The sequence below is a fragment of the Buttiauxella sp. AC038 genome (genome assembly GCF_979253565.1).
Map to the genome: position 1 here is coordinate 3,838,300 of NZ_CEEDCQ010000001.1, position 23,526 is coordinate 3,861,825.

11 protein-coding genes are annotated in these 23,526 nt (G+C 49.9%); 7 read left to right on the forward strand and 4 right to left on the reverse strand.

What is annotated here, in order from left to right; genetic code table 11:
• The first annotated feature begins 4 nt into the window (after window positions 1–4).
• From AC0IXI_RS18290 to AC0IXI_RS18300, 3 genes are all read left to right on the forward strand, one after another.
• Complete coding sequence (locus AC0IXI_RS18290) at window positions 5–859, forward strand: co-chaperone YbbN (protein WP_471682901.1); 855 nt, start codon at window positions 5–7, stop codon at window positions 857–859.
• Between the two features lie 152 nt (window positions 860–1,011).
• Complete coding sequence (locus AC0IXI_RS18295; RefSeq protein ID WP_064557085.1) at window positions 1,012–1,926, forward strand: SPFH domain-containing protein; 915 nt, start codon at window positions 1,012–1,014, stop codon at window positions 1,924–1,926.
• Window positions 1,923–2,375, forward strand: coding sequence for an NfeD family protein (locus tag AC0IXI_RS18300; RefSeq protein ID WP_413498056.1), 453 nt, complete (start codon window positions 1,923–1,925; stop codon window positions 2,373–2,375). The genes AC0IXI_RS18295 and AC0IXI_RS18300 overlap by 4 nt, the downstream gene beginning before the upstream one ends.
• A 60-nt stretch (window positions 2,376–2,435) precedes the next feature.
• Here the strand turns inward: AC0IXI_RS18300 and cueR are convergent, their stop codons facing one another.
• From cueR to AC0IXI_RS18320, 4 genes are all read right to left on the reverse strand, one after another.
• Window positions 2,436–2,837, reverse strand: coding sequence for a Cu(I)-responsive transcriptional regulator (gene cueR / locus AC0IXI_RS18305; RefSeq protein ID WP_064516773.1), 402 nt, complete (start codon window positions 2,835–2,837; stop codon window positions 2,436–2,438).
• 90 nt (window positions 2,838–2,927) lie between these two features.
• Window positions 2,928–7,382 (reverse strand): autotransporter outer membrane beta-barrel domain-containing protein, encoded by a 4,455-nt coding sequence (locus AC0IXI_RS18310; protein ID WP_471682902.1) that lies wholly within the window; start codon window positions 7,380–7,382, stop codon window positions 2,928–2,930.
• Between the two features lie 20 nt (window positions 7,383–7,402).
• Window positions 7,403–12,412 (reverse strand): ESPR-type extended signal peptide-containing protein, encoded by a 5,010-nt coding sequence (locus AC0IXI_RS18315; protein WP_471682903.1) that lies wholly within the window; start codon window positions 12,410–12,412, stop codon window positions 7,403–7,405.
• A gap of 316 nt (window positions 12,413–12,728) precedes the next feature.
• Window positions 12,729–17,876, reverse strand: coding sequence for a C2 family cysteine protease (locus AC0IXI_RS18320; protein WP_471682904.1), 5,148 nt, complete (start codon window positions 17,874–17,876; stop codon window positions 12,729–12,731).
• A 636-nt stretch (window positions 17,877–18,512) separates the two neighbouring features.
• On the opposite strand from AC0IXI_RS18320, the gene AC0IXI_RS18325 reads away from it, so the two are divergent.
• From AC0IXI_RS18325 to AC0IXI_RS18340, 4 genes are read left to right on the forward strand one after another with little or no spacing between them, the layout of a single operon-like run.
• On the forward strand, window positions 18,513–20,681 hold the full coding sequence (locus AC0IXI_RS18325; protein ID WP_471682905.1) for a type I secretion system permease/ATPase: 2,169 nt from the start codon (window positions 18,513–18,515) through the stop codon (window positions 20,679–20,681).
• Window positions 20,678–22,075, forward strand: a complete 1,398-nt coding sequence (locus AC0IXI_RS18330; RefSeq protein WP_413498059.1) for an HlyD family type I secretion periplasmic adaptor subunit — start codon at window positions 20,678–20,680, stop codon at window positions 22,073–22,075. Before AC0IXI_RS18325 ends, AC0IXI_RS18330 begins: the two co-directional genes overlap by 4 nt.
• Window positions 22,065–22,904 carry a TolC family protein gene (locus tag AC0IXI_RS18335; protein ID WP_471682906.1) on the forward strand — a complete coding sequence of 280 codons (840 nt, stop codon included), beginning with the start codon at window positions 22,065–22,067 and terminating at the stop codon, window positions 22,902–22,904. The genes AC0IXI_RS18330 and AC0IXI_RS18335 overlap by 11 nt, the downstream gene beginning before the upstream one ends.
• Window positions 22,844–23,494 (forward strand): TolC family protein, encoded by a 651-nt coding sequence (locus AC0IXI_RS18340; protein ID WP_471682907.1) that lies wholly within the window; start codon window positions 22,844–22,846, stop codon window positions 23,492–23,494. The genes AC0IXI_RS18335 and AC0IXI_RS18340 overlap by 61 nt, the downstream gene beginning before the upstream one ends.
• The last annotated feature ends 32 nt before the right edge of the window (window positions 23,495–23,526 follow it).

Here is a 23,526-nt window from a genome sequence, read left to right on the forward strand (position 1 = left end):
AGCCATGTCTGCACCGTACAATATTGATATCACCGAAGCGAACATGCACCAGGTGCTGGAACAGTCCGTTACTACACCGATTCTGTTCTATTTCTGGTCGGCACGCAGCCAACACTGCGAACAGTTAACACCGGTTCTGGATAAGCTTGCAGCGCAGTATCAAGGGCAGTTTATCCTTGCCAAAGTAGACTGCGATGCCGAGCAAATGGTCGCGTCTAAGTTTGGTTTGCGCAGCATCCCAACGGTTTATTTGTTCCAGAATGGTCAGCCTGTTGATGGCTTCCAGGGACCACAGCCTGAAGAAGCGATTCGCGCGCTGCTGGAAAAAGTTCTGCCGCGTGAAGAAGAGCTGAAAGCGCAAGAAGCGATGCTACTGATGCAGGAAGGCAAGCACGCTGAAGCGCTGCCGTTGCTTAAAGACGCCTGGCAGATTTCCAACCAGAACAGTGAAATTGGCCTAATGCTGGCGGAAGTACAAATTGCGCTGAACCGTAGCGAAGATGCAGAGGCAGTGCTGAAAACCATTCCATTGCAGGATCAAGATACACGTTACCAGGGTCTGGTGGCTCAAATTGATTTACTGAAACAAGCCGCCGACACACCAGAAATTCAGCAACTGCAACAACAAGTTGAGCAAGATCCTGAAAACGCGCTGTTAGCCAGCCAACTGGCGCTGCAACTGCATCAGGTCGGGCGTAACGAAGAAGCGCTGGAGCTACTGTTTAGCCATCTGAAAAAAGACCTGGCTGCCGCTGATGGGCAAGTGCGCAAAATGCTAATGGAAATTCTCGCAGCCTTGGGCACCGGTGATGCGCTGGCCTCTAAGTATCGCCGCCAGATGTATTCGCTGCTTTATTAAGTATTTATCAAATGGCCTCTTTGTTATACCCGTTAGCATTCGAGTTGCAGCCAACACCTCTGCAGCTTGAAGGATGACGGGTATCGGAAGTCGCTGAATCTTTCCACGTAAAGGGTTAGACTTACATCAAATAAACAATGGAGGTTTTTTTGATGCTAATCGTCATTCCCGTACTGATCCTCGTCGCGCTGATTATCGTCGGCGCCGGGGTAAAAATCGTGCCGCAGGGCTACCAATGGACCGTGGAGCGCTTCGGCCGTTACACCAAAACTCTGATGCCGGGCTTAAGCCTTGTGGTGCCGTTTATGGACCGCATTGGCCGCAAAATCAATATGATGGAGCAAGTGCTCGACATCCCTTCTCAGGAAATCATCTCTAAAGATAACGCCAACGTCGCCATCGACGCGGTGTGCTTTATTCAGGTCGTTGACGCCCCGCGCGCGGCGTATGAAGTCAGCAATCTTGAGCTGGCTATCATGAACCTCACCATGACCAACATCCGTACCGTGCTCGGTTCAATGGAGCTCGACGAAATGCTCTCGCAGCGTGACAACATCAACACACGCCTGCTGCATATCGTTGATGAAGCCACCAATCCGTGGGGGATAAAAATCACCCGTATTGAGATCCGTGATGTGCGCCCACCGGCGGAGCTGATTGACGCAATGAATGCGCAGATGAAAGCTGAACGTACCAAGCGTGCGTACATTCTCGAAGCTGAAGGTATTCGTCAGGCGGAAATTGTCAAAGCCGAAGGGGATAAGCAGTCAAAAATCCTGAAAGCGGAAGGTGAGCGCCAGTCAGCGTTCTTACAGGCAGAAGCCCGTGAACGTAGTGCGGAAGCGGAAGCAGCGGCGACAAAAATGGTTTCTGAAGCTATCGCTGCTGGTGATATTCAGGCGATTAACTACTTTGTTGCCCAGAAATACACTGACGCGCTGCAACAGATAGGCTCTGCCAATAACAGCAAAGTGGTGCTGATGCCGCTTGATGCCACAAGCCTGATGGGTTCGATTGCCGGGATTAGCGAACTTATCGCGCAAAGCGGTACCGAGCGTAAAAGATGATTGCCGTGATATTTACCCACGCGCATATCTTCTGGCTAACGTTGGGAGGTCTGCTGCTGGCGGCTGAAATGCTCGGTGCCAGTGGTTATCTGCTGTGGAGCGGTGTTGCGGCAGTGCTCACCGGTTTGCTGGTGTGGGTGTTGCCACTGGGTTGGGAATGGCAAGGCGTTTGCTTTGCCGTGCTCACACTGGTTGCCGCTTTTCTGTGGTGGCGCTGGCTGTCGACACGTAAACAGCAAGAGCCTGGCGAAGTGCTCAATCAGCGCGGCCACCAGCTTATTGGCAGGCGTTTGCGTTTGGAAACCGCGTTAGTTAATGGCCGCGGCCATGTGCGGGTAGCCGATAGCTCATGGCCGGTGATGGCAGATAGCGATTTAGCAGCAGGCACCGATATTGTGGTGGTGGCTGTTGAAGGGATTACGTTGAAGGTAAGAGCCATTCAAGCGTGAGTTATCAGATGGCGCTACGCTAATCCTACCTACGGAAAACGAAGATTGCGTAGCGACTGATTACTGGCGATGGCAACAGCCCGAAAGGTTATCGATGATCGGGCAATCTGCGCTGTCGTCCCCTGGGCAGGATTCGGCAAGCGCCAGCAATTGTTGGCGCATCGCCTGAAGCTCACTGATATGTTTTTCAATATCTGCCACTTTTTGCAGCGTGCGTGTTTTCACATCCGCACTGTGTCGCGCCGGGTCGTTGAACAAATTGACCAGCTCGCGACACTCTTCAAGATTAAACCCCACCTGCCGTGCCTGGCGCAGCAAGGTCAGCTCATCAAGATGTTTTTGCGAATAGCTACGGTAGCCGTTTTCAGAACGAAGCGGTGCTGTCACGAGCCCCTTTTCTTCATAAAAACGAATCGCTTTGCTGGTTAAACCGGTCCTTTTCGCTACATCGCTGATGTTCATGTTTCCTCCTGATTTTGTCGGATGTCGCTTCGCTAATCCGACCTGCGAAAGCGGGTCATTCATACTAACGATCCTGACCCCAAAATCATATTAGAAGCGAATCTTCATACCCACCGACGCCGAAACATCTGATGACACGGAAGTATCACCTCCGCCATCCCATGTTTTCCCGATTTCAGTATAGCCCTGTACATCCGCAGTCACTGCCCATGTGGTGCCGACGGCAACTTCGGTAGTCTGGAAGCGCTGGTTGGCATTGATATCCGTTGCTGCGGCGTTATTCGCCGTGTTCTTCCAGGTCACGGTGTCCTGCCCATCAGAGAGCTCCTGCCAGTAGTTGACGCGCACATACGGTTTCACTTTGCCGTAGTTAGTGTCGTAATCCGCCGCCAGGCGAACCCCGAGGCGACCAATAACAGAACCGTCAGCATTAACCGAGACTTTGGTCTTGCCGCGATCCTTGAGTGTTACGTCATCAAAATCACTATATTGGTAGATTAATTGCGCCTGCGGTTCAATCAGCCAGTTACTGTCACCCAGTTGCCACGGTTTACCCACTTCTACAGATGCCGTAAACGAGTTGCCATCAGGATTGTAAGTCTCGCGATCATACATATTCTTCAAATCAACCGAGTGGTATCCGTACTGCAAAACATTATCGACATACAAGCCGTTGGTATCAGTCCAGGTTCCGTAGCCGCCAAGGTAAGACGAGAATGTAGAGTTATACGCGTCGCCACCACTCATCCCGGTTATGCCACTGATTGAGCTGTCGGTATCCATAAAGGTGGTGTACAAACCCGCACGCCATTTATCGTTCTGCCAGAGATCAAGCCCCATCTGCATGCCATTGTAGTTGGTGCTGCTTTGCGATTGGGTTGGGTCATCATGTTTCTGATCGACCGACTTCACGATGTAACGCGCCCAGAAACGCCCTTCCTGATCTTCAGGCACATCGGCCTTGTACGGTTGCTCATCACCCAGACGCTGGTGAAGTGTGCCGAGCACAGTAAGATCAGCCTGGCGGATGATCGCGGCCAGCGTATCAAACCCTGGAACATCCGGTCGATAGCCCGCGCGCAAGAACCAATCCTCGCCCGCGCCCTGAGCATTTCCGGCAAACAATTGGTATTCCCAGGCTCCGGCAGTCAGAATATCGCCGCCGATGTTAAAGGCATCTTTAGTGGTCTGTGCGGTGGTAGTTGCGCCATTAACGGCGTCAACAACCAAAATACCATCACCCGTAGTAGGCTCGCCCAACTGGCTAACATCGATATCCAAAAGCGTGCTGCCAGAAGCAGTGCCACCATTGATAACCAGACGGTCAGCAACACCAGGGCTGTGCTGTTGCGCAGCAATTTTCAACGTGCCATCGACACCCACATAGCTACCATTCACCGTGAGTGTTGAGCCCACATCACCGCCACGCAGATTGATGGTTCCCTGGTTAACCAGATTGGCGACCGACTGGCTGTAGCCGCCAGTATCCAGAGTGGCACCACTGCTAACAATATGGCTCGATTTCTGGCTAAAGCGGTCCTCGCCCGACGCAAGCAAAGTCCCTTTTTCGACAAGAGTAATCCCACTCCAGGTATTGCTACCGTTGAGAATAGTGGTGCCACTACCTTGCTGCCAGACTCGCCCGCTGCCCGATATATCGCCGTTTAAGGTGAAGGTGTCGCTGCGGTTAATCGCAAGAGTCGCGTTATCGACAATATTGCCGCCAACATTGCCTGCCGTTCCACCGTTGCCCAATTGCAGCACACCATCACTGACGGTGGTAAGTCCTGCAAAACTGCTGTCCTGGGTGAGCGTCAAAGTGCCTTTACCCAGCTTGGTGAAGTTGCCATTGCCGGTTACTGCACTTAACAGCGAAACCGAGTTGCCGTTGGTATCGATAGCCCCACCGACGCCAGAAAGCGTTACCTGGCGTGCCGTGTCAAAAGCGCCACCGTAGCGCAATGTGCCGCCACTCAGGCCAATTCCGGTTCCCGCAGCGCCGAGATTGCCGTCAGAAGAAACCTGCAATACGCCGCCGCTCACCTGCGTTCCTCCCTGGTATTGGTTGTTACCATTAAGAATCAATGTGCCGAGGTCGGCCTTGTTGATGCCCCCTTCGCCGTCGATAACCGAGTTGATAGTCGCGGTGTAGCCCGCGCTCGGCGCCGTACCATCGCCTACGCGAATCACGGTATTGGCGGTATGCGTGGTGAGGTTATCACCGCCAACTACGTAACCGTCGGTGGCAAATTGCGCGCCGCTAATCGCGACTTCGCCCAGGCTTGTATCTATCGTGACATTGCCCGCAGTGCCGCCAAATACCGCGAACGAACCATCGCTAAACGGTGTATTAAAACGTCCGTCCGGGGTAGTGACGTCCGTCGTCCAGTTATCATTACCGCTGGCGCTTTGCCAGATACCGTTGCCGCCGTCGATCACGCCGTTGTTTTTCAGCGCCCCACCCGCGCCGCCAAATCCATCCCAGAAGCGCATGACATAGCCGGTGCGATTCACCAGATTGACCTGGCCTGCAATTGAGGTTTGAACATAGAGATCGTCTGCTGCCGGAGGCGCCGAACCTATCTCCAGAATATTGTCGGTCAACGCACCGGTATAATTGAAGACGCGATAAACCCCGACATCAAAGCTGCCGCCCGGAGTCTGTGTGATATTCAGTTGGCCGTTAAGGTTGAGATCGCCATTGATGTTGATCAGGTCGTTAAGCGCACCGCCAACGGTGTAAGGCTGTCCAAACTGGAAGTCGACTTGTGAGTTTTGGTTGAGTGTTAATGCGCCCATTGTCAGCACACCAACGCTTGCCAGGTCCTGCCCTGCGGCCAGGTGCCCACCGTCATCAACAACAACGCTGCCACCCAACACGCCAGCACCACCGAGTGTTGCGCCGTTATTGACGGTGGTTTTACCCGTCGCAGCCACTTGATTACCGTTGATAAGCAACACGCCTTGCTGTGCGGTTGTCGCCCCGGTCCAGGTGTTAGCTGCGGTCAGGTTTAAGGTCCCGGTACCGGTCTTCACCAGGTTTCCGCTGCCGTCAATAATTCCGCTGATGGTGTCATTGCGCCCTAATGCCCCTTCAACCAACGTTGCGGCTCCCAGTGCAATGTTACCCGCGCCCGATAACGAACCGACTGACGCACTGGCCAGTGCCGCGCTGATATCAACTAAACCACCCGCAAGGTTTGAAATCACCGCCCCTGCGCCCTGCGCATTGTCGGCAAACTTAACCGTACCGCTGTTAGCAACCGTCGCCGAACCGGCATCCGCGCTGCCTCCGAGCGCAAGCATCGAACTGGCGTCAACAGTTACATTAGCGTTATCACCGTGGCTTTCATCAGTGAATGTCGCATTAGCACCTTGTGTCAGATTGATGGTGCTCTGCCCGGCCCCTGCGGTGTCGTGGAATGCCAGACTCGCATCATTGACTTCAAAGGTATGGGCCTCACCAGAGGCTGAATTATTGAGATTTAGCAATGCATTATTGGAAACAGAAACCTGGCTGTTCACCTTGCCAAACACACCAGTGGCATTAGCATTGACGGTCAGTTGCCCGTTATTGTCGTTGCCAACAATATTGGTATCGCCCTGATAAATATTTTTCCGGTTCATCTCGAGGAAACTGCTGTCGCTGCCGCCCGAGGTATCATAGACGTTGAGCGGCCCATCGCCGGCAATCAGACCCGCTGGTGTGAAGGTGTTACCGTATAAATCAAACGAACCACCGGTGGCGCCATCAAGATAAATATTACGATTAGTAGTGAAATCAGCCCCCGCCTGCAAAGCCGAAGCATTTCTGATCGTTATGGATGTCCCTGAATCGCCCAGGCTTTCGTCTTTAGAGACCTGCAAAGTGCCGCCCCAGATCTCTACCCCACCGCTGAAATCATTGATGCCATTGAGGATCAAACGGCCCGGATCGGTTTTCAGCAATCGCACTACACCGCTGTCTAACTCGTCCTGAACCAAATTCGCATTGATTGTCGTCGTCACATTATTACTGCCCGCAGCCCCGACCCGGATAACAAAGAAACTATCCGCCTCGGTTTCCCCATCCGACTGGAAACGGTTGGCCGGTTTTGGTGCCGTAGTATTGAAAGCATCCGTTACGGTGCTGATGTAATGCAATTGAGAGATGGCATTAAGTTGTTGCAGTACATAACCATCTGTCAGGAATTGCATACCAGAGGTGATGACTCGTCCATTGTCATTACTTATAGTGACAGTGCCTTTTTGTCCCTCAAATACAGCAAAGGCAGTTGCTGCCCATGGCTCATTACCGACGCCATTTCCCTGAGTCCAGTTATTCGTCTGGCCGAATCGATTAGCACGCCAGACTCCATCCCCACCGTTGACATTATTATCGCCACCAACACCGCCTGTCCCATGGCCCGCTGCGCTACCACCATCCCAGAACTGCAGTTCTGAAGCAGGATTCAAGTAATTCAGAATCAGGTTAACTTCATTAGGAAGAGCAGTCTGAATATAGTAATCACCACCACTATTCGCCGGAAGTGAAGCAATATTCATGATGTGATTGGTTAATTCTCCTACGTAGTTAAACAGGCGATAGACGCCCGGAATGAAATAGCCCCCACTTGACAGCGTGACATTAAGATCACCATCAAGAACCAGATCCCCCCCACATTCACGACATCGTTAAGTGCCCCACCAGACACATAGGGTTCGCCCAGTTCAAATTTGCTGTTGGTGGTGCTCGCCAACGTCAAATCACCATTGATCGTCAGTTTGCCGACCCCGCCATCTCCCGGCGTCAGCGTGGTGTTGCCTTCAAATGCGACATCCCCACCAATGGTGCCATTGCCGCCTAATGTGGTGTTCGAATGGACGGTGGTAAGCCCAGTTGCCTGGCTTTGATTACCATTGACCAGCAATGTACCTTGATTAACTTCTGTCGCCCCTTTCCAGGCGTTGGCACCACCCAGTCGCGTAATCCCGAGGCCATCTTGATGGAACGCCCCACTCCCCGAAATCACGCCGTTTAGGGCAATGTTGTCAGAACGGTCAATCGTCAAAATGCCATCATCGGTGATATTGGTGGTTTCAGACACACTACCGACAGTGCCACCATCACCCAATGCCAGTTCCGCCCCCGAGCCAATATAAGTGTTTCCGGTGTAAGTACTGTTGCCAAGCAATGTAGTTTTGCCCGCATTGATACGTTCCATGCCGCCGCTGCCACTGATAATCCCGGTATAAATCTGATCGCTTGCACCATCAAATGACAGCAGGCTTGTCGCTCCCGAAGTAGTGACGTTGTAGTTATGAATCGATGAGTCAGCAGTGGTGGCAGCGCTTGTGCCACTGCGCAGCGTCGCACCGTTGTTAATGTTTATGGCCTGCGTACCGGAAAGCACCAGGTCGTCAACAATACGTGCATCTGTGGCATCACCATTTAAGGTTAAAGAACTCCAGCCGGTGCCAATATTGGTGCCCTTCGTGAGGTCATCAGCGCTAAAGGTGCCGATTAAAGCCGGAGCTGCCCCCTGATGAGTGCCGTTAAGCGTTAAGGCATTATTGGTGCCACCTTCACTTAAAATATGCGTAACGCTGGCAAGCGAAACATCACCAAGAGTTGCACTATCGTTGCCATCTGCTCCCGTAAACGTGACACCGCCGGTGAAAGCACCCGCCGTCCAACTGAAATTATCATTACCGCTTCCAAGGTTGATTTCGCCGCGTGTATTCGCCCCCGAACCGCTTAATGCCACTACATCATTGCCGGTCCCGGTGAGAATGGCCTGCGCCGTGGCATTCGCCGCAAGCAACGTACCGCTGTTATTGACGGTCGTATTGCTCGCACTGGAAGCGTTAATTACTGGAGCACCCGCGCCCAGACTTGTTATTGTTCCGGTGTTGGTGATTGTCCGGTTGCTGCCCACAGAACCATCCGTTGCAACTATCGCAGACCCCGCCCCCGCCGCCATATTGATAGTGGCGCCGGAACTCACATTACCGGCGGTTCTTGCCAGAATACCGACACTGCCAGCCCCCGTACCATTGATGGTGTAACCATTATCAATGGTGAGATTCCCGGTTGTGGGAGCCCCATTTGCATCCATAAAGGCGAAGCCCTGGCCGTTACCGGAGATATTTAGCGTGTTGTTAGTGCCTGCGGCGTTAAACGTTACAGCCGTGCGAATCGCCGGGCCATTTGAGGCATTAATGGTCACGCCATTAAGATTGATATTCGAGGTGTCAGCATTGTTATTAATCCCTGCGCCACTGCCAGAAATGTCGATAACGGTATTACTTGCGGTAAATGATGCAGCTCCGGCATCCATCCGTACACCATCAGCCCCACCTGATGCCGTAATGTGGTTACCCGTCCCGTTAACCGTCAAGTTAGCACCAGCACCAATCAGCTGAACGGCGGCAAGTCCGCCAGAGGCATTGACGTTGCCCAGGGTGTTCACCACCGCGTTCGTCCCGCCGACGCGCACACCGACATTCCCGCTGCCCACCGCACCGCTGACACTAATCAGATTGTTGTTAGTCAGTGCGCTATTGTTTTGAATATCGACGCCAATATTGTTGGTGCCTGAGACAGTTACCGGTGCAGCTACCGTCGCCTTGCCGTTGTCATGCAAAACGATTCCGGTACTGTTGGTGCCATTTAACGAAATACCGCTACCACTGAGATTCAGCTCACCCGCATGGGAAACGTTATAGCCAACAATCCCGCTTTGCCCAGCGCTGCTTGTGACGGAAGCGTTCGATGTCACCAGCGTTTGCAATTCGTCAGTATCAATCGAGCCGTCGATATTGTAATTACGCCCATCAATCAACACAGCGGTTGTATTGTTATGCTGCAACACAATGCCGCCATCGCTAATATTACCGACCGCGCCTCCGGTGACTTTCACCCCGACCGCATTTTCACCATTCACAAATATTTTGGCGGTCCCAGTGGTGAGTGAAGTCTTGGTTCCGGTTGTTTCATCCACGCCGTTGGCAATAATCCCGGTGGCGTTATCACCAGACATTGTTAACTGATAACTCGCCGCAGCCCCTGTGCCGCCAGCAAATACCGCGCCGTGGTCAACGGCAAATAAAATAGAGTCAGCCTGGCCGTTATCATTGATATTCGCATTGCCAACATTAATCTTCGCCTTATTACCCCAGGCGTAATAACCCATTTGTTTAACGTTTTCGAAAGAGAGCGTTGAAGCAGGGTTAATATCAATTTGCGCATCACCACGCGCATGAACACCAATCGCCCCCGCTGATAGCAATCTTATCGTGGAATTCAGGTCTACCTGCGCATGTTGGGTATTTAACCCTTCGGCATAAACCGCGTAGTTTCGGTAAGTATAAGGCTGGCCATCGCTACCGCCGGTGTCACCCGCCTTGCCCACGGTAATGGCACTTCCTCCGGTAGTTGTCACCGCAGCACCTGCTTTCTGCGCCAGCACATTAATGGCGATATTGTTGTCGCCATCAACGTTAATGGTGCCGCTGTGGGTCACGGTACCAATATTATCGACAACGTTCAGACCATAGTTTGCCGCAGCAGATCCGTTAGTGAGTTTGCCTAATACATTAATCGTGCCGGAGTTGGTAACCGCACCCGTTGCGCCTTCCACTGAAATCCCGGCAGCATTACGCGTCATTTCACCAATAGTTATCGTACCGCTGTTATTCACGGCGGCCGTGCTTTGCGTACGAATCCCAGCTGAAAGGTCACCACCTGTCATTGGCACCGGAGTTGGCGTGGCTGAATTAAGAACGGGATTGAAGCCGAGGTAAATATTGCCGGCATTACTAAACGTGGCATTTTGGTCGAGCCAAACCCCATAACCACCGGCTTTGCCATTCACATTATTGCTATTACCCACCACCGCGATAGTACCCGTTGCGGCGTTGGTGGCATTTGTCGTACCTGTTGCACGCATACCAATCGCATTGTTGGTGGTGGTGTCGGTAATCGCGGTATTAATATGGCCATTGTTAACCAGCGTACTGCTACCAGCCCCTTCCATCCCCACGCTACCCGCGTTAGAGACATTCTGATTGCTGCCATTTTTTTCAATAAACAATCCGGCATTTAAGGTGCCATTGTTAGTCGCAGTAGCGTTAGTTGCCATCATACCGACGGAAGTTGGGCTGCTGCCGCTGCTGCGCCACGCATTGATTGCACCGTCGCTCGTGATAACGCCGCCATTATCAGCACGCATTACCGCAGATGCGCCATCAACAGCCAGACTCCCGTCAGCAGTTACCAGCCCCGTCGCTTGTGCTCCAGTGGCATAAATAACGTTTAAATCACCGGTGGGTTGTGTGGCGTTATTGTTGTGTACGCCTTTGTCATCCCAGACGTGGTAGGTGAGATTGATACTGGTGTTTTCTTCTTTACCCAGCATGCCGGTAATAATGGCGTCGTAGGTGTTTTGTGCTTCAACCGTGGAGTCGATGACTTCACCGTTCACCTCAGCACCCGCTGTGAGCCAGTACTGAATTTGCGGTTTACCGCTGTATGCACCCGCCCCTATCAGGAAGTCATTAACTTCGGCAATATCATTTGATGAGTTGATAACAAAGGTTTTATTGCCAAGCTTAAGTACCCGATTCCCGACCAGTTCATAGTTGGGCAATGTAATTGAAAAGTCGTATTTTGCGCTTTGAGCCTCAAGGCTTTGCGTATCGGTTGAAAGGACAATTGCCGGGCGAAAATGGATGTAGTTATCGGAAAGCCATTGGGTGCCACTGGCAACGCCTGCACTACCGTCAGCTTTTGCCAATACGGAATTTTTGGTCAGCAGATCGATGGTATTTTCTGGTGCAGCAATGGCAGAATTGGGATCGCTTGAACCGACATTAATATTTGCCTGCCCGCCGGTCGGAGCCACATACGCAATACCAAAATTATTAAATATCCGAATGGAGTTATGATCGTAAACCGGTAACACCATATTACTTACCGGTGTGTCACCCGCTGAGATAAAGCTCGATGAATCATAAACACTGATGACCTGATAGCTACCGTCAAGACCTGGAACAGTAACATTGAGCTCCTGACTTTCTTGTGGCACAGCAGGAGAAGGTGAATAGGTATATTGCCCAATGTTAGCCGCGGTAATTGGTGTGGGATTATTATTCGAATCAGTTGCAACAATAGTAATAATGCGATTCGGGTCGGTCCCGGTGGAACCCGGCAGACCATTTAGCACCGTAACGCCCGTGCTGTTACCGTTGGTACCGGTGGCGATATTAGGTATTGCACCGATAACATTAAGCGTTGTGCCCGCAGCATAATGATTCGCCAATGGCTGGCCATCAATGGAAAACGCATAACCGGTATTTTTCACGGCATCATAGGGAGGCAGTAATGCATAGTTTGGGTATGCAGCATTCCAGATAACATCAACTGCACTGGCAGCACCTGAATAACTCCCGGCAAGCATCAATGCTGCTGTTGTTAATAGCTTTCTGCTACCTCGCCCAGTCCTGCTGCCTTTTTTCCCTGCCCGAGAAATTTCTGCCACAGCAATAAAACTGTTTGCAACATGGCTCCACACTAAGCGATATATATTATTCATAAGCAGTCTCTGCATAGCCAAAATAAGTAATAACGTGCTGACACATAAAGACAACGACAAACACCTGTCGAAACACTTTGTGTAACATTAGTACATAGCTGTGCTTTGAGAAGGAAATGGTGGAAAAAGTATTAGTTAACTAATCCCGTTTCACATAATGCTTTGAAAAATTCAAAATATTTTAAAGACGACATAGATGAATATTAATATTCTGCAAGTACTGATGAGTAATTTATATAAATCAAGAAAAAAGACATTGAGAATGGTAGGGTTAATATCTCCGCCCAGAACGAACGGAGATATTGAGGTTTAACTATCAGGCATGTGAAGCAGCAAGAGTGCCGTTATTCACATTAACCGGTAACGCAGCGGTGGTGAGCGCTGCCGAAGGTGATGTATTCATTGCTGCCATCGCGTGAACAAGTTGCCCGGCAGCATCGGATGCTCCCGTTGAGTTAACGATAGCAATACCGGTATTGTAATTTCCTTTCTGCCACATTTGATCCATTGAGGCTTCAAATGTTCCCTGGACGCCGTCAGTACGGAAAGCCCCCCACGGGTTGGTAAGAATAAAATCATTCGTTACGTCATCAAAACCGATAATCGCAAAAGCATGCCCGCCAACAAGATTGGTTTGCCCAGTATCAGCATTTACGGAGCTATCCCAACTAGAAAGCTGCACAGGTTGGCCGTTTAGTACCGCGGTTTTCAATATATCAAAGTCCGTGGTATTCCATTTTTCCTCAGTTGTATATACCGCTCTGAACGTTGTGTAGGTGTCACCTGTAATTTCCCCCAGTTTGTCGTAGCCACCAGGCAAACTTGAGTAAGCATTCACTTCATTCAAATAAGTCGCTTCAAAATCAACGTTCGCCCGTTCGACAATCGCCGCCCAACTCGAGGTTGCTGAATTTGTGCCACTGCTATAGGCATTGCCATCTACTGTGACCCATTGAGCCACACCTTTATTAAAGAAGCGCACACTGTAAGTATCATTCGGGTTCTGAACAATCATTGACTTAATGAAGTCTGGTGCCGTTTCCACAACCGCCTGAAGCGCGGACAGGAGCGAACAATCCCCAATGTAACCTTGAGTGATGTCGTTAATTGATGGGCCACCTTTAGCGAAAAGTGGGCGCCCATCAACATGATCAGATGAGGAAGATTTCGGGTCGTTTGCACCATCAAACCAGGTAGAAATTAGCTGGTTAAATTGCGTGGCTGACGAGCCCTCACTCAAGCTGCCAATTCGCTCCCCGTCACCGGTCGCACTCCAGTAAACAGATGCGCCATTGGTGCCCATCAACCCGCTTAATAGCGAGTAGACTGCCGAGTCAGTCCCACAAACATTGCCAACTTGCTGAACATAATATTTTATGTCGTTGTACTGATTTGCGTTAAGGTCACCGGTTAATTGAGAGGCTAAATCCTTAAGAATTGACTCAATCGTTGTAAAGCTAAACAAAGAAGAGTCGTTGGTCACTGCGTTATGCATGCTGGTTTTCAGTATCGGGTCATGCACACTGTCAACCAATGAGAAACCCGTATCCACAGATTTGTTAATTAACGCCTGTTGGCCTTGTGACAGAAGCCCCTGTTGCTCGATAGACAGCATTGGGGAAAGCGTTAGCAGCTGATCGGAAGTGAACGACGACACCATATCAATCAAATCAGAGAAATTATTCAAAGCAAGGAAATGTCGATATTCCAGCCCAATAAATGCAACAGGAGTAAGAGTCTTAAGCTGTGACGGAGTGAGCGCACTCATTGCATCCAGACTCAGGTTATTGAGGAATGTTGCAGTAAAACCTGATAAATCATTGCCAAAGGCCTGCATTTGGGCGGTGGTAAAACCTTGGATCGCGGCCGATGGGATCCAACCAAGGTGCTGCAATCCCTGAATTTGCTCGGCACTTAATGAGGCAATTTGCTGCGCAGTTAGCCCTTGATATTCGGTTTTAGATAATGTCCCGATAGAAGTAACCGAGAGTTGAGAAATATCTAAATGCCCAAACTGATCGCTAGTCAGTGCATTCAGGTGCGGAGCAACTGCGACTTGTGCCGCTGTTAATGCAGCCAAATGGTCGTTATCCCAATGCTTAAAATTGTCAGTCTGAATATGGGCAAGCTGATCGGCAGTTATCCCTTTCATCGCATCCGGACTTAAACTGTTAAACCAGTCAGAAGAAAAGAAGTAAAAATTATAGATAATTCCGCCAACCTGGTCCGCGGTTAATTGGGCACGACGTTCAGCGTCCAGCCCATTAAAGGCATCAAGGTACACCTGGCCCATCTGTTCAGGTTTTATTGCATGGAATGCTTCTGTCGTCAGGTTATTAAACCAACCAGGAGAGAACCAGTAAAAATTCTGGGTGCAATTCTTTATTTGGTCTGGCGTAAAACCGGAAGCCGCATCATCTGTCATCCATGCGGCATGGCCCATTGCGTTAATTTGTTCAGCGCTTAAGGAAGCAATTTGATTAGCTGTAAGCCCTTTATATTCGGTGTCACTCAAATAACTAAAGACTGACGTTTGCATTTTGGAAAGATCTAACAAACCAAATTGCGCACTACTCAGCCCACCAAAGTTATTCATGCCGCCGATCTGTTCTGCGGTAAAGGCATGCAGGTGTTCACTATCCAGAGCCGCAAGTGTGGTGGTGGAAATCTGGCTTACCTGAACAGGTGTCATCGCCTGCAATGTCTCAATGCTCAGATTATTTAACCAACCCGCCGAGAACCAGTTCATACCGATACTGATGTTTTGCACCTGTTCTGGTGTGAAAGCGCTCGCAGTGGCATCCGACATCCAGGATGGGTGGTACATCGCCTTAATTTGTGCAGGACTTAAAGAGGCAACCTGAAGTGCAGTTAATCCTTCATATTCCGTTTTGCTTAAACCGTTAATAGCTGATTCGGACAGTTGGCAAATATTTAACAGTCCAAACTGTTGGCTATTCAGCGCACTTAAGTGCGTTATTGCAGCAACCTGATCCGCACTTAAATGTGAAAGTACGTTGTCACTCAAAACAGGCATTTGAGCTGCCGTAAATCCACTTACCGCCGCAACCGATAGCAAGTCTACGTGTTGCAGGGCATTAATTTGTTCCGCACTTAATGCCGCTGTCTGTTTTGCGCTAAGCCCCGCATATTCAGTCGAGGTTAAATTGGCAATAACAGAAACCGGTAACCCAGAAATATTTAATAAGCCAAACTGAGCGCCAGTCAGCTCCTGTAAACTATTCATTGCCACAACTTGTTCGGCTGTGAGTTGCGCAAGCTTATTACCCAACGCCGCGGTTTGCACTGCGGTAAATTCGCTTATCACCCCTACAGGCAGCCATTCCACGTGTTTTATTGCCTGAATTTGTTCAGTGCTTAAACCCGTAATTTGATTCGCTGTCAGTCCGTCATATTCGGTTCTGCTAAAATTGCCGATGGCCGATGTCGTCATTCCGGAAAGATCTAACAAACCAAATTGCGCACTACTCAGCCCACCAAAGTTATTCATGCCGCCGATCTGTTCTGCACTAAGGGAGTGCAAGTGCTCGTTATCCAGGGCCGCAAGCGTTGCGCTGGAAATCTGGCCTGCCTGAACAGGCGTCATCGCCTGCAATGTTTCAAGGCTCAGGTTATTTAACCAACCCGCCGAGAACCAGTTCATACCGATACTGATGTTTTGCACCTGTTCTGGTGTGAAAGTGCTCGCAGTGGCATCCGACATCCAGGATGGGTGGTACATCGCCTTAATTTGTGCAGGACTTAAGGTGGCAACCTGAAGTGCAGTTAATCCTTCATATTCCGTTTTGCTTAAACCGTTAATAGCTGATTCAGACAGTTGGGAAATATTTAACAGCCCGAACTGTTGGCTATTCAGTGCACTTAAGTGCGTTATTGCAGCAACCTGCTGTGCGCTTAAATGCGAAAGCACGTTATCGCTCAATGCAGGCATTTGAGCGGCTGTAAATCCACTTACCGCCGCAACCGACAGCAAATCTACGTGTTGCAGGGCATTAATTTGTTCCGCGCTTAATGCCGCTGTCTGTTTTGCGCTAAGCCCCGCATATTCAGTCGAGGTTAAATTGGCAATAACAGAAACCGGTAACCCAGAAATATTTAATAAGCCAAACTGAGCGCCAGTCAGCTCCTGTAAACTATTCATTGCCACAACTTGTTCGGCTGTGAGTTGCGCAAGCTTATTACCCAACGCCGCGGTTTGCACTGCGGTAAATTCGCTTATCACCCCTACAGGCAGCCATTCCACGTGTTTTATTGCCTGAATTTGTTCAGTGCTTAAACCCGTAATTTGATTCGCTGTCAGTCCGTCATATTCGGTTCTGCTTAAATTGCCGATGACCGATGTCGTCATTCCGGAAAGATCTAATAAACCAAATTGCGCACTACTCAGCCCACCAAAGTTATTCATGCCGCCGATCTGTTCTGCGGTAAAGGCATGCAGGTGTTCGCTATCCAGAGCCGCAAGTGTGGTGGTGGAAATCTGGCCTGCCTGAACAGGTGTCATCGCCTGAAATGTTTCAATGCTCAGGTTGTTAAACCATCCTGCGCTAAACCAGTTCATACCAATATTAATGCTTTGTATCTGTTCCGGAGTAAAGGCGCTGGCCGTAGCATCAGATATCCATGACGTGTGGGCCATCGCATGGATTTGCTCAGAGCTTAAAGTAGCAATCTGCTCAGGAGTCAGCTTTTGATAAACCGCCTGACTCATTGCGCCAATCGTAGATGTTGAAAGCTGGGAAAGATTCAGTACGGCAAATTTATCGTTACTTATTCCATCAAGCTGGCTGGCAGTGAGTGCGGAATACGAATTTTTCGTCAGATTTTTTAACGTTGAAACTGAAAGTCCGGAAATATTAAGCAGCCCAAACTGGGCGCTACTGAAGGCATCAAGGTGTGAAATGGCGTTAACCTGCCCGGCGTTTAACACCCACAGATGTGAGTCCTTCAGGTCTTTGAGGTTTTCAGCTGTGATACTGGAGAGTTGAGCGTGACTTAGTGCGCCGAAATTCCCCCTCGGTATCTCATTAAGATGAGCCGAAGTAATAGCGGCAAAAGCCTGCTGATTGAGACTGTTTAAAAAATCAGGCGTGAACCAGTAAAAATTCACCTGGATATTCGCTACCTGATCGGGTGTAAATGCCCCCAGATGAGCGTTGTCCAGGCCACAAAGAGTATTGGTGGTTAACTCATTCATCTGCTTTTGTGTCAGCCCATGTAATGCTTCGGTGCTGAGATGGTTAAACCATCCAGGTGCAAACCAGGACATGCTGATATTGATACTCGCCACCATTTCAGCTGTAAAACCGGCCGCAGCGGCATCGGGCATCCACGAGGTATGACTCATGGCATGAATTTGGTCTGCAGTCATCTTGCTGACAAAATCTGCGGTCAGTTTCTCGTAATCGGACTTGCTCCATGAACCAATTGAATTAAGGTCGGGCATGGGGGGGTATTTTGTATGGAATCAGGCACAGCGTGACCTCTTACCGGAATGGATAATATTTATTAGAAATGAATAACCACCTGCAATATAAGTATCGTGGCAGGCGGTTAAAGGTTAAAAGCGCACACATCCTTTAAGTGATTGAAAGGAAAAGATGAGTTCATATAAATATTATCAATCAACATCATTACCAGCAGCTTTTATTTTTGCTGAAAAATTCAACACAACATATTAAATAGTAACATTTCAAAGCAACATAATACTTACAAGCATTAACTCGTATTGACTAAAGCAAAAGACTTTGTATTTTTTCTGTTCAATTATCACTAATTAATGAGTGATAACTTTAAAAAAACTGTATTTATTTATCAGTAAAGTTACAAGCAAGGCACTACTTCGCAACGCGCCTGCGGCATAATATAATTCACAAATGTCTAATTTTACTTATTTTTTATGAGCATGGCATTTTGACAACATTCAGTGCCTGTGATATTTAATCGCGCATATTTTATACCCGTAATCCTTCAAGTTGCATGTGCGTTAGCGTTCCTGCAACTCGAGTTATTTTGGGTATATATCCTACAATAATGACTGGTTTGTTAATAAATATGATTTCTTTTCCGTCGGCGGTATCCCATGGATAGCGGTTTTTTCTGTTTGCAGGTAATTGGCTCCTTTCATCAGGTCGCTGTCGACAAAATAAACCTTCAGCATAAATTTGCCGGTCATCTTGAGATATCCCCCGACGGGCAACCCGTGTTTGGCCAACGAGCAATTTTATTGGCGGCACAGGAGTTAGGACTTAAAACAAAGGTGGTGCGCCAGGATGCACGCCGAATGGATAAAGCTGCATTACCGGCCGTAGGCCAGAATCGTGATGGCCGTTATTTTATTCTGGGGAAATATGACCCTGGGAGTGAAAATGGTAATCATGTCGTCAAGCCTCGCTTGCTTATCCAATATGAAAACTGCCCTCCTGAGTTTATTTCCATCGATGAGTTACCCGAGGTTTGGACGGGTGAAGTTATTTACTTCGCAAGCAAAGTAAATTTCACAGGAACATTAGCTAAATTCGATTTCACCTGGTTTATTCCGGCATTGATTAAATACCGGCGAATTTTAGGGGAAATAATGCTCATTTCCCTGGTGTTGCAGTTAATCGGCTTAGCCACCCCACTTTTCTTTCAGGTGGTGATGGATAAAGTTTTGGTTAACCATGCCATGAAAACCCTTCATGTGGTTGCCATTGGCCTGGTGGCAGCAAATATCTTTGAAGCTTTATTAAGCGGAATTCGCACCTGGGTATTTGCACATACCAGCAGCAAGCTTGATGTGGAACTCGGCGCGCGTCTATTCCGCCATATGCTTAACCTGCCGATTGCTTATTTCCAGAGCCGGCGCGTTGGGGATTCGGTAGCGCGTGTGCGAGAGCTGGAAAATATCCGTTCGTTTCTGACGGGCAATGCCATCACCGTCGTACTCGATATTCTTTTCTCGTTCGTCTTCCTCGCCGTAATGTTCAGCTACAGCGTTAAGTTGACACTTATCGTGATTGCATCGATCCCGCTCTATGTTTTTCTATCGCTGGTGTTCACACCCGTGCTGCGCCGTCGGCTCAATGAAAAATTCAATAAATCGGCGGAAAACCAGTCGTTCCTCGTTGAGACCATCAGCAATATCGACACCGTAAAAGCCATGGCCGTTGAGCCGCGCTGGGTTAAGAACTGGGATGACCAACTGGCGGGCTATGTGACCTCTGGACTTTCAGCCACCAATATCTCGACCATCGCCAACGGTGGAATTACGTTGATCAGTAAGCTGGTGACCGCCGCTATCATGTGGATAGGTGCAAGCCTGGTTATCGATAACCAACTCACCGTAGGTGCACTCGTAGCATTCAACATGCTCTCCGGCCAGGTGTCACAGCCCATTTTGCGTCTTGCACAGTTATGGAATGATTTTCAGCAAGTCGGTATTTCAATGAGTCGACTTGGCGATATTTTAAATACTCACCCTGAAGTTGTTGATCAGAAATCGCGGCTGCCACGGCTGTCCGGGGCAATCGAGTTCGATAAGGTCTCATTCCGCTATCGCCCGGATGCATCCGAAGTATTGCGCCAGGTGAGCCTCACGGTTAAACCCGGCGAAGTCATTGGTATTGTCGGCCGTTCGGGTTCAGGAAAGAGCACTCTTACTAAGCTGGTGCAACGCCTATACATCCCCGAACGCGGGCGCGTGTTACTGGACGGGCACGATCTCGCGGTGATAAACACCACGTCTCTGCGGCATCAAATTGGTGTGGTGCAGCAAGAAAACAACCTGTTTAACCGCTCGATTCGCGCCAATATCGCGCTGACTAACCCGACGCTGCCGATTGAAGCAGTAATAGAAGCCGCCAAACTTGCCGGAGCGCATGAGTTTATTTGTGAGTTACCGGAAGGCTACGACACCATGGTCGGCGAGCACGGCACAGGTTTGTCTGGCGGCCAGCGCCAGCGTATTGCCATTGCCCGCGCCTTAATCTCAAACCCACGTATTTTGATTTTTGATGAAGCCACCAGCGCGCTGGATTATGAGTCCGAAAAAATCATTCAGGATAATATGCGCCGCATCTGTGAAGGCCGAACAGTATTGATCATTGCGCATCGCCTCTCTGCGGTGCGTGAAGCCAACCGCATCGTGGTGATGGAGCGCGGAGAGATTGCCGAAGTCGGTCATCATGATGAACTGGTTCAACACGCCGGTGGGATCTACGCACATTTATATACTCTGCAACAAGGTCCGGTAAGAGAGGCCTGCGTATGAGCCTCAAACTCCGCTACAGCGCCTGGTGCGAATTGATGAAACGCTACCGTTCTCACTTTGCGTTTTTCTGGAAGCAGCGCCACTCACTCACTCCACCGGCTTTGAAAGCAGACGAAGCAGAATTTCTTCCGGCGGCCCTGGCATTACAGCTGGCCCCCGTTTCACCAACCGCTCGCTGGACGGCGCGCCTGCTTATGGTGTTAATCGTTTTCCTGGTGCTGTGGTCGGTATTGGGTAAGGTCGACATTATTGTTTCCGCCAGCGGGAAAATCATTCCCTCAAGTCACGCTAAAACCATTGCCTCTGTGGAAACCGCACGCGTTCAACATATCTTTGTTACCGATGGGCAAACCGTGCATGCCGGTGAACCACTGCTGCTGCTTGATACGCAAATTATCGACCATGAAAAAATGCGCGCGGAAGTTGGCCAGGATAACGCTGCCTTGCAGGTTGCACGTTCGCGGGCCTTGCTGGAATCCATTACCGCTCATCAATTTATTGGACTGAGCAATATAGAAAACATCACGCCAGAAAAGGTCGCTGACGCCCGTCAGCATCTTTCCAGTCAGTGGCAGAATGTAGAAAGCAGGCTAAGAGATCTGGATGGGGAAATTGCCCGTTACAGCCAGCAATTACCGATTGTCCGTGAGCGGGCACAAAATTATAAAGATCTGGCCCAAAACCATGACGTGTCGGTCACTTCATGGCAGGAAAAAGAGCAGGACAAAATTGAGTTGGAAGGCAAACTTGCCGATGCACGCCACCAGCGCGATTCATTTATCGCCGATACTCGTAAGAAAACCGAGGATGAGCTCAATGACGGGTTACGCCAGCAGGCCGAAGCACATCAGGATGTGCAACGAGCCGGCGCCCATAAAACTCAACTTCAGCTCACTGCCCCGGTTGACGGCACGGTACAACAATTAGCGGTACATACGGTTGGTGGCGTAGTAACGGCTGCCCAGCCGTTGATGGTCATCGTACCCAAGCAAAATCAGGTCGAGATCGAAGCAATCGTTGAAAACAAAGACATCGGTTTTGTGCACAAAGGCCAGCATGCCGCTGTGAAAATCGAGGCATTTGACTACACCAAATACGGCATGATGCAGGGTGAAGTGACTTATGTTTCGCGCGATGCAATGAATGCAGGAACCAGCAATGCAGCCGAAAGCACGCAATCAGGCCATAGCGATAACGCACAGAAACCGCAGAATTCTCAATACGCAATTCACATCAAACTTGACCACAAAACGATGGATATCGATGGAGAACCCTCGACACTGCGACCGGGCATGAGCGCCTCAATCGAAATAAAAACGGGTAGCCGTCGAGTTATTGAGTACTTCCTCTCCCCTCTGATTCAACACACTCATGAGAGCCTGAATGAACGCTAAAAGGTATTTAGTCTCTCTTTGCCTGCTGACCTTGTGGGTGCAGCCTGCTGCTTTCGCTGAAGAGAAAAGTGGTTTACTGGACGATCCGTTACTGGCGCAACCTGTGCAATTGCAGGACGGCGCGACGCTCCCTGATACCAGCCGGATTAATTGTGCAACTGCGGTAGATTTCACCCAACCACTGGCGCTGACCGATGCTGTTGATACAGCGCTGTGTAACAACCCGCAAATCCGCGCCACCTGGGCAGAAATTAAGGTGCAAAGCGGCGTGGTAGGTGAAGCCCGAGCCGCTTATCTGCCAACCATCACCGGCTCGGTTAGCCGACTCAAAGACACCACAACCTATTCCTCTGGTTCGCAACAGCCCGCATCCACCAGTATCGGCAACCAATATTATGGTTCATTAAACTGGCGCTTATTTGATTTTGGGGGCCGTGCTGCAAACCGCGAAGCGGCGAATCAAATGCTGTTAGCCGCGATTGCCGGGCATGACGCGGCTTTGCAAAAAACCATGGCATCGGTGATTCAGGCTTACTTTGAGGCGATGACCAGCCAGGCAGTAATGGAGGCTCGCATGCAGATTGCGCAGCTTGCCCAACAAACGTTAAGTGTTGCGAAACGGCGTGAGGAAAAAGGCGCAACCACTCAGGACGACACCTTACAGGCTGCAACCGCGCTGGCAAAAGCACAGCTTAATGCGATGCACAGCCGGGGGATTTTGAAAAAAACCTTGCCCTGCTCAAGCAAGTCATGGGCATCAATCTTGAGATGTCCGTTAATTTACCAGCGCAACCCGACAACGTTATCCCTTCGGACATTCACGACCTAAACCAGTGGCTGAAACAGGCGCAAATCCGCCACCCGGCAATTATGCAGGCGCGGGCAAAATGGCAGGCCGATAAAGATAAAATTATCCAGGTTCGCTCGGATGGTTTACCAACGCTCGATATGACGGCGCATATTTCGCGCAATGGTTTCCCGAATCAGGGTCTGTCGACTATTAACCAGACCGATAAAGATGTTGGCCTAACGGTTTCTATTCCATTGTTCGATGGCTTTAGTCGCCACTATAAAATTCTGGAAGCAAGAGCACAGGCCGAACAAAGCGAAGCCCAACTCGAAGATACCACCACACAGATTCTTACTGACGTAGTGAAAGCCTGGGCTGATGCTAAAACGGCGTTGGGCGTGCTGACCGTCAGCCAACAATTGCTCGACGCCGCACAAGCCAGCGTTAATTCGTCACGCCGTCGTTACGATAAAGATGTGGCCGATATTCTTGAAGTTTTGAATGCTCAATCGGCACTGGCTGATGCACAACAGCAACGTATTCAGGCTATTGCTGAATGGCAATCTGCGCGCTTAAGCCTGCTTGCGAATACCGGAATACTGAGTCAACTGCCCGCAGGAACTGAATAATCTAACGGAGATATGCCCTAAATAGGTCGATG

Bases quoted from the DNA above. Each gene is read 5' to 3' on its own strand.
- AC0IXI_RS18320 (WP_471682904.1), bottom strand. From the start codon at position 17,876: ATGCCCGACCTTAATTCAATTGGTTCATGGAGCAAGTCCGATTACGAG.
- AC0IXI_RS18330 (WP_413498059.1), top strand. From the start codon at position 20,678: ATGAGCCTCAAACTCCGCTACAGCGCCTGGTGCGAATTGATGAAACGC.
- AC0IXI_RS18325 (WP_471682905.1), top strand. From the start codon at position 18,513: ATGGATAGCGGTTTTTTCTGTTTGCAGGTAATTGGCTCCTTTCATCAG.
- AC0IXI_RS18340 (WP_471682907.1), top strand. From the start codon at position 22,844: ATGTCCGTTAATTTACCAGCGCAACCCGACAACGTTATCCCTTCGGAC.
- cueR (WP_064516773.1), bottom strand. From the start codon at position 2,837: ATGAACATCAGCGATGTAGCGAAAAGGACCGGTTTAACCAGCAAAGCG.
- AC0IXI_RS18295 (WP_064557085.1), top strand. From the start codon at position 1,012: ATGCTAATCGTCATTCCCGTACTGATCCTCGTCGCGCTGATTATCGTC.
- AC0IXI_RS18315 (WP_471682903.1), bottom strand. From the start codon at position 12,412: ATGAATAATATATATCGCTTAGTGTGGAGCCATGTTGCAAACAGTTTT.
- AC0IXI_RS18300 (WP_413498056.1), top strand. From the start codon at position 1,923: ATGATTGCCGTGATATTTACCCACGCGCATATCTTCTGGCTAACGTTG.
- AC0IXI_RS18310 (WP_471682902.1), bottom strand. From the start codon at position 7,382: ATGAATATTGCTTCACTTCCGGCGAATAGTGGTGGTGATTACTATATT.
- AC0IXI_RS18290 (WP_471682901.1), top strand. From the start codon at position 5: ATGTCTGCACCGTACAATATTGATATCACCGAAGCGAACATGCACCAG.
- AC0IXI_RS18335 (WP_471682906.1), top strand. From the start codon at position 22,065: ATGAACGCTAAAAGGTATTTAGTCTCTCTTTGCCTGCTGACCTTGTGG.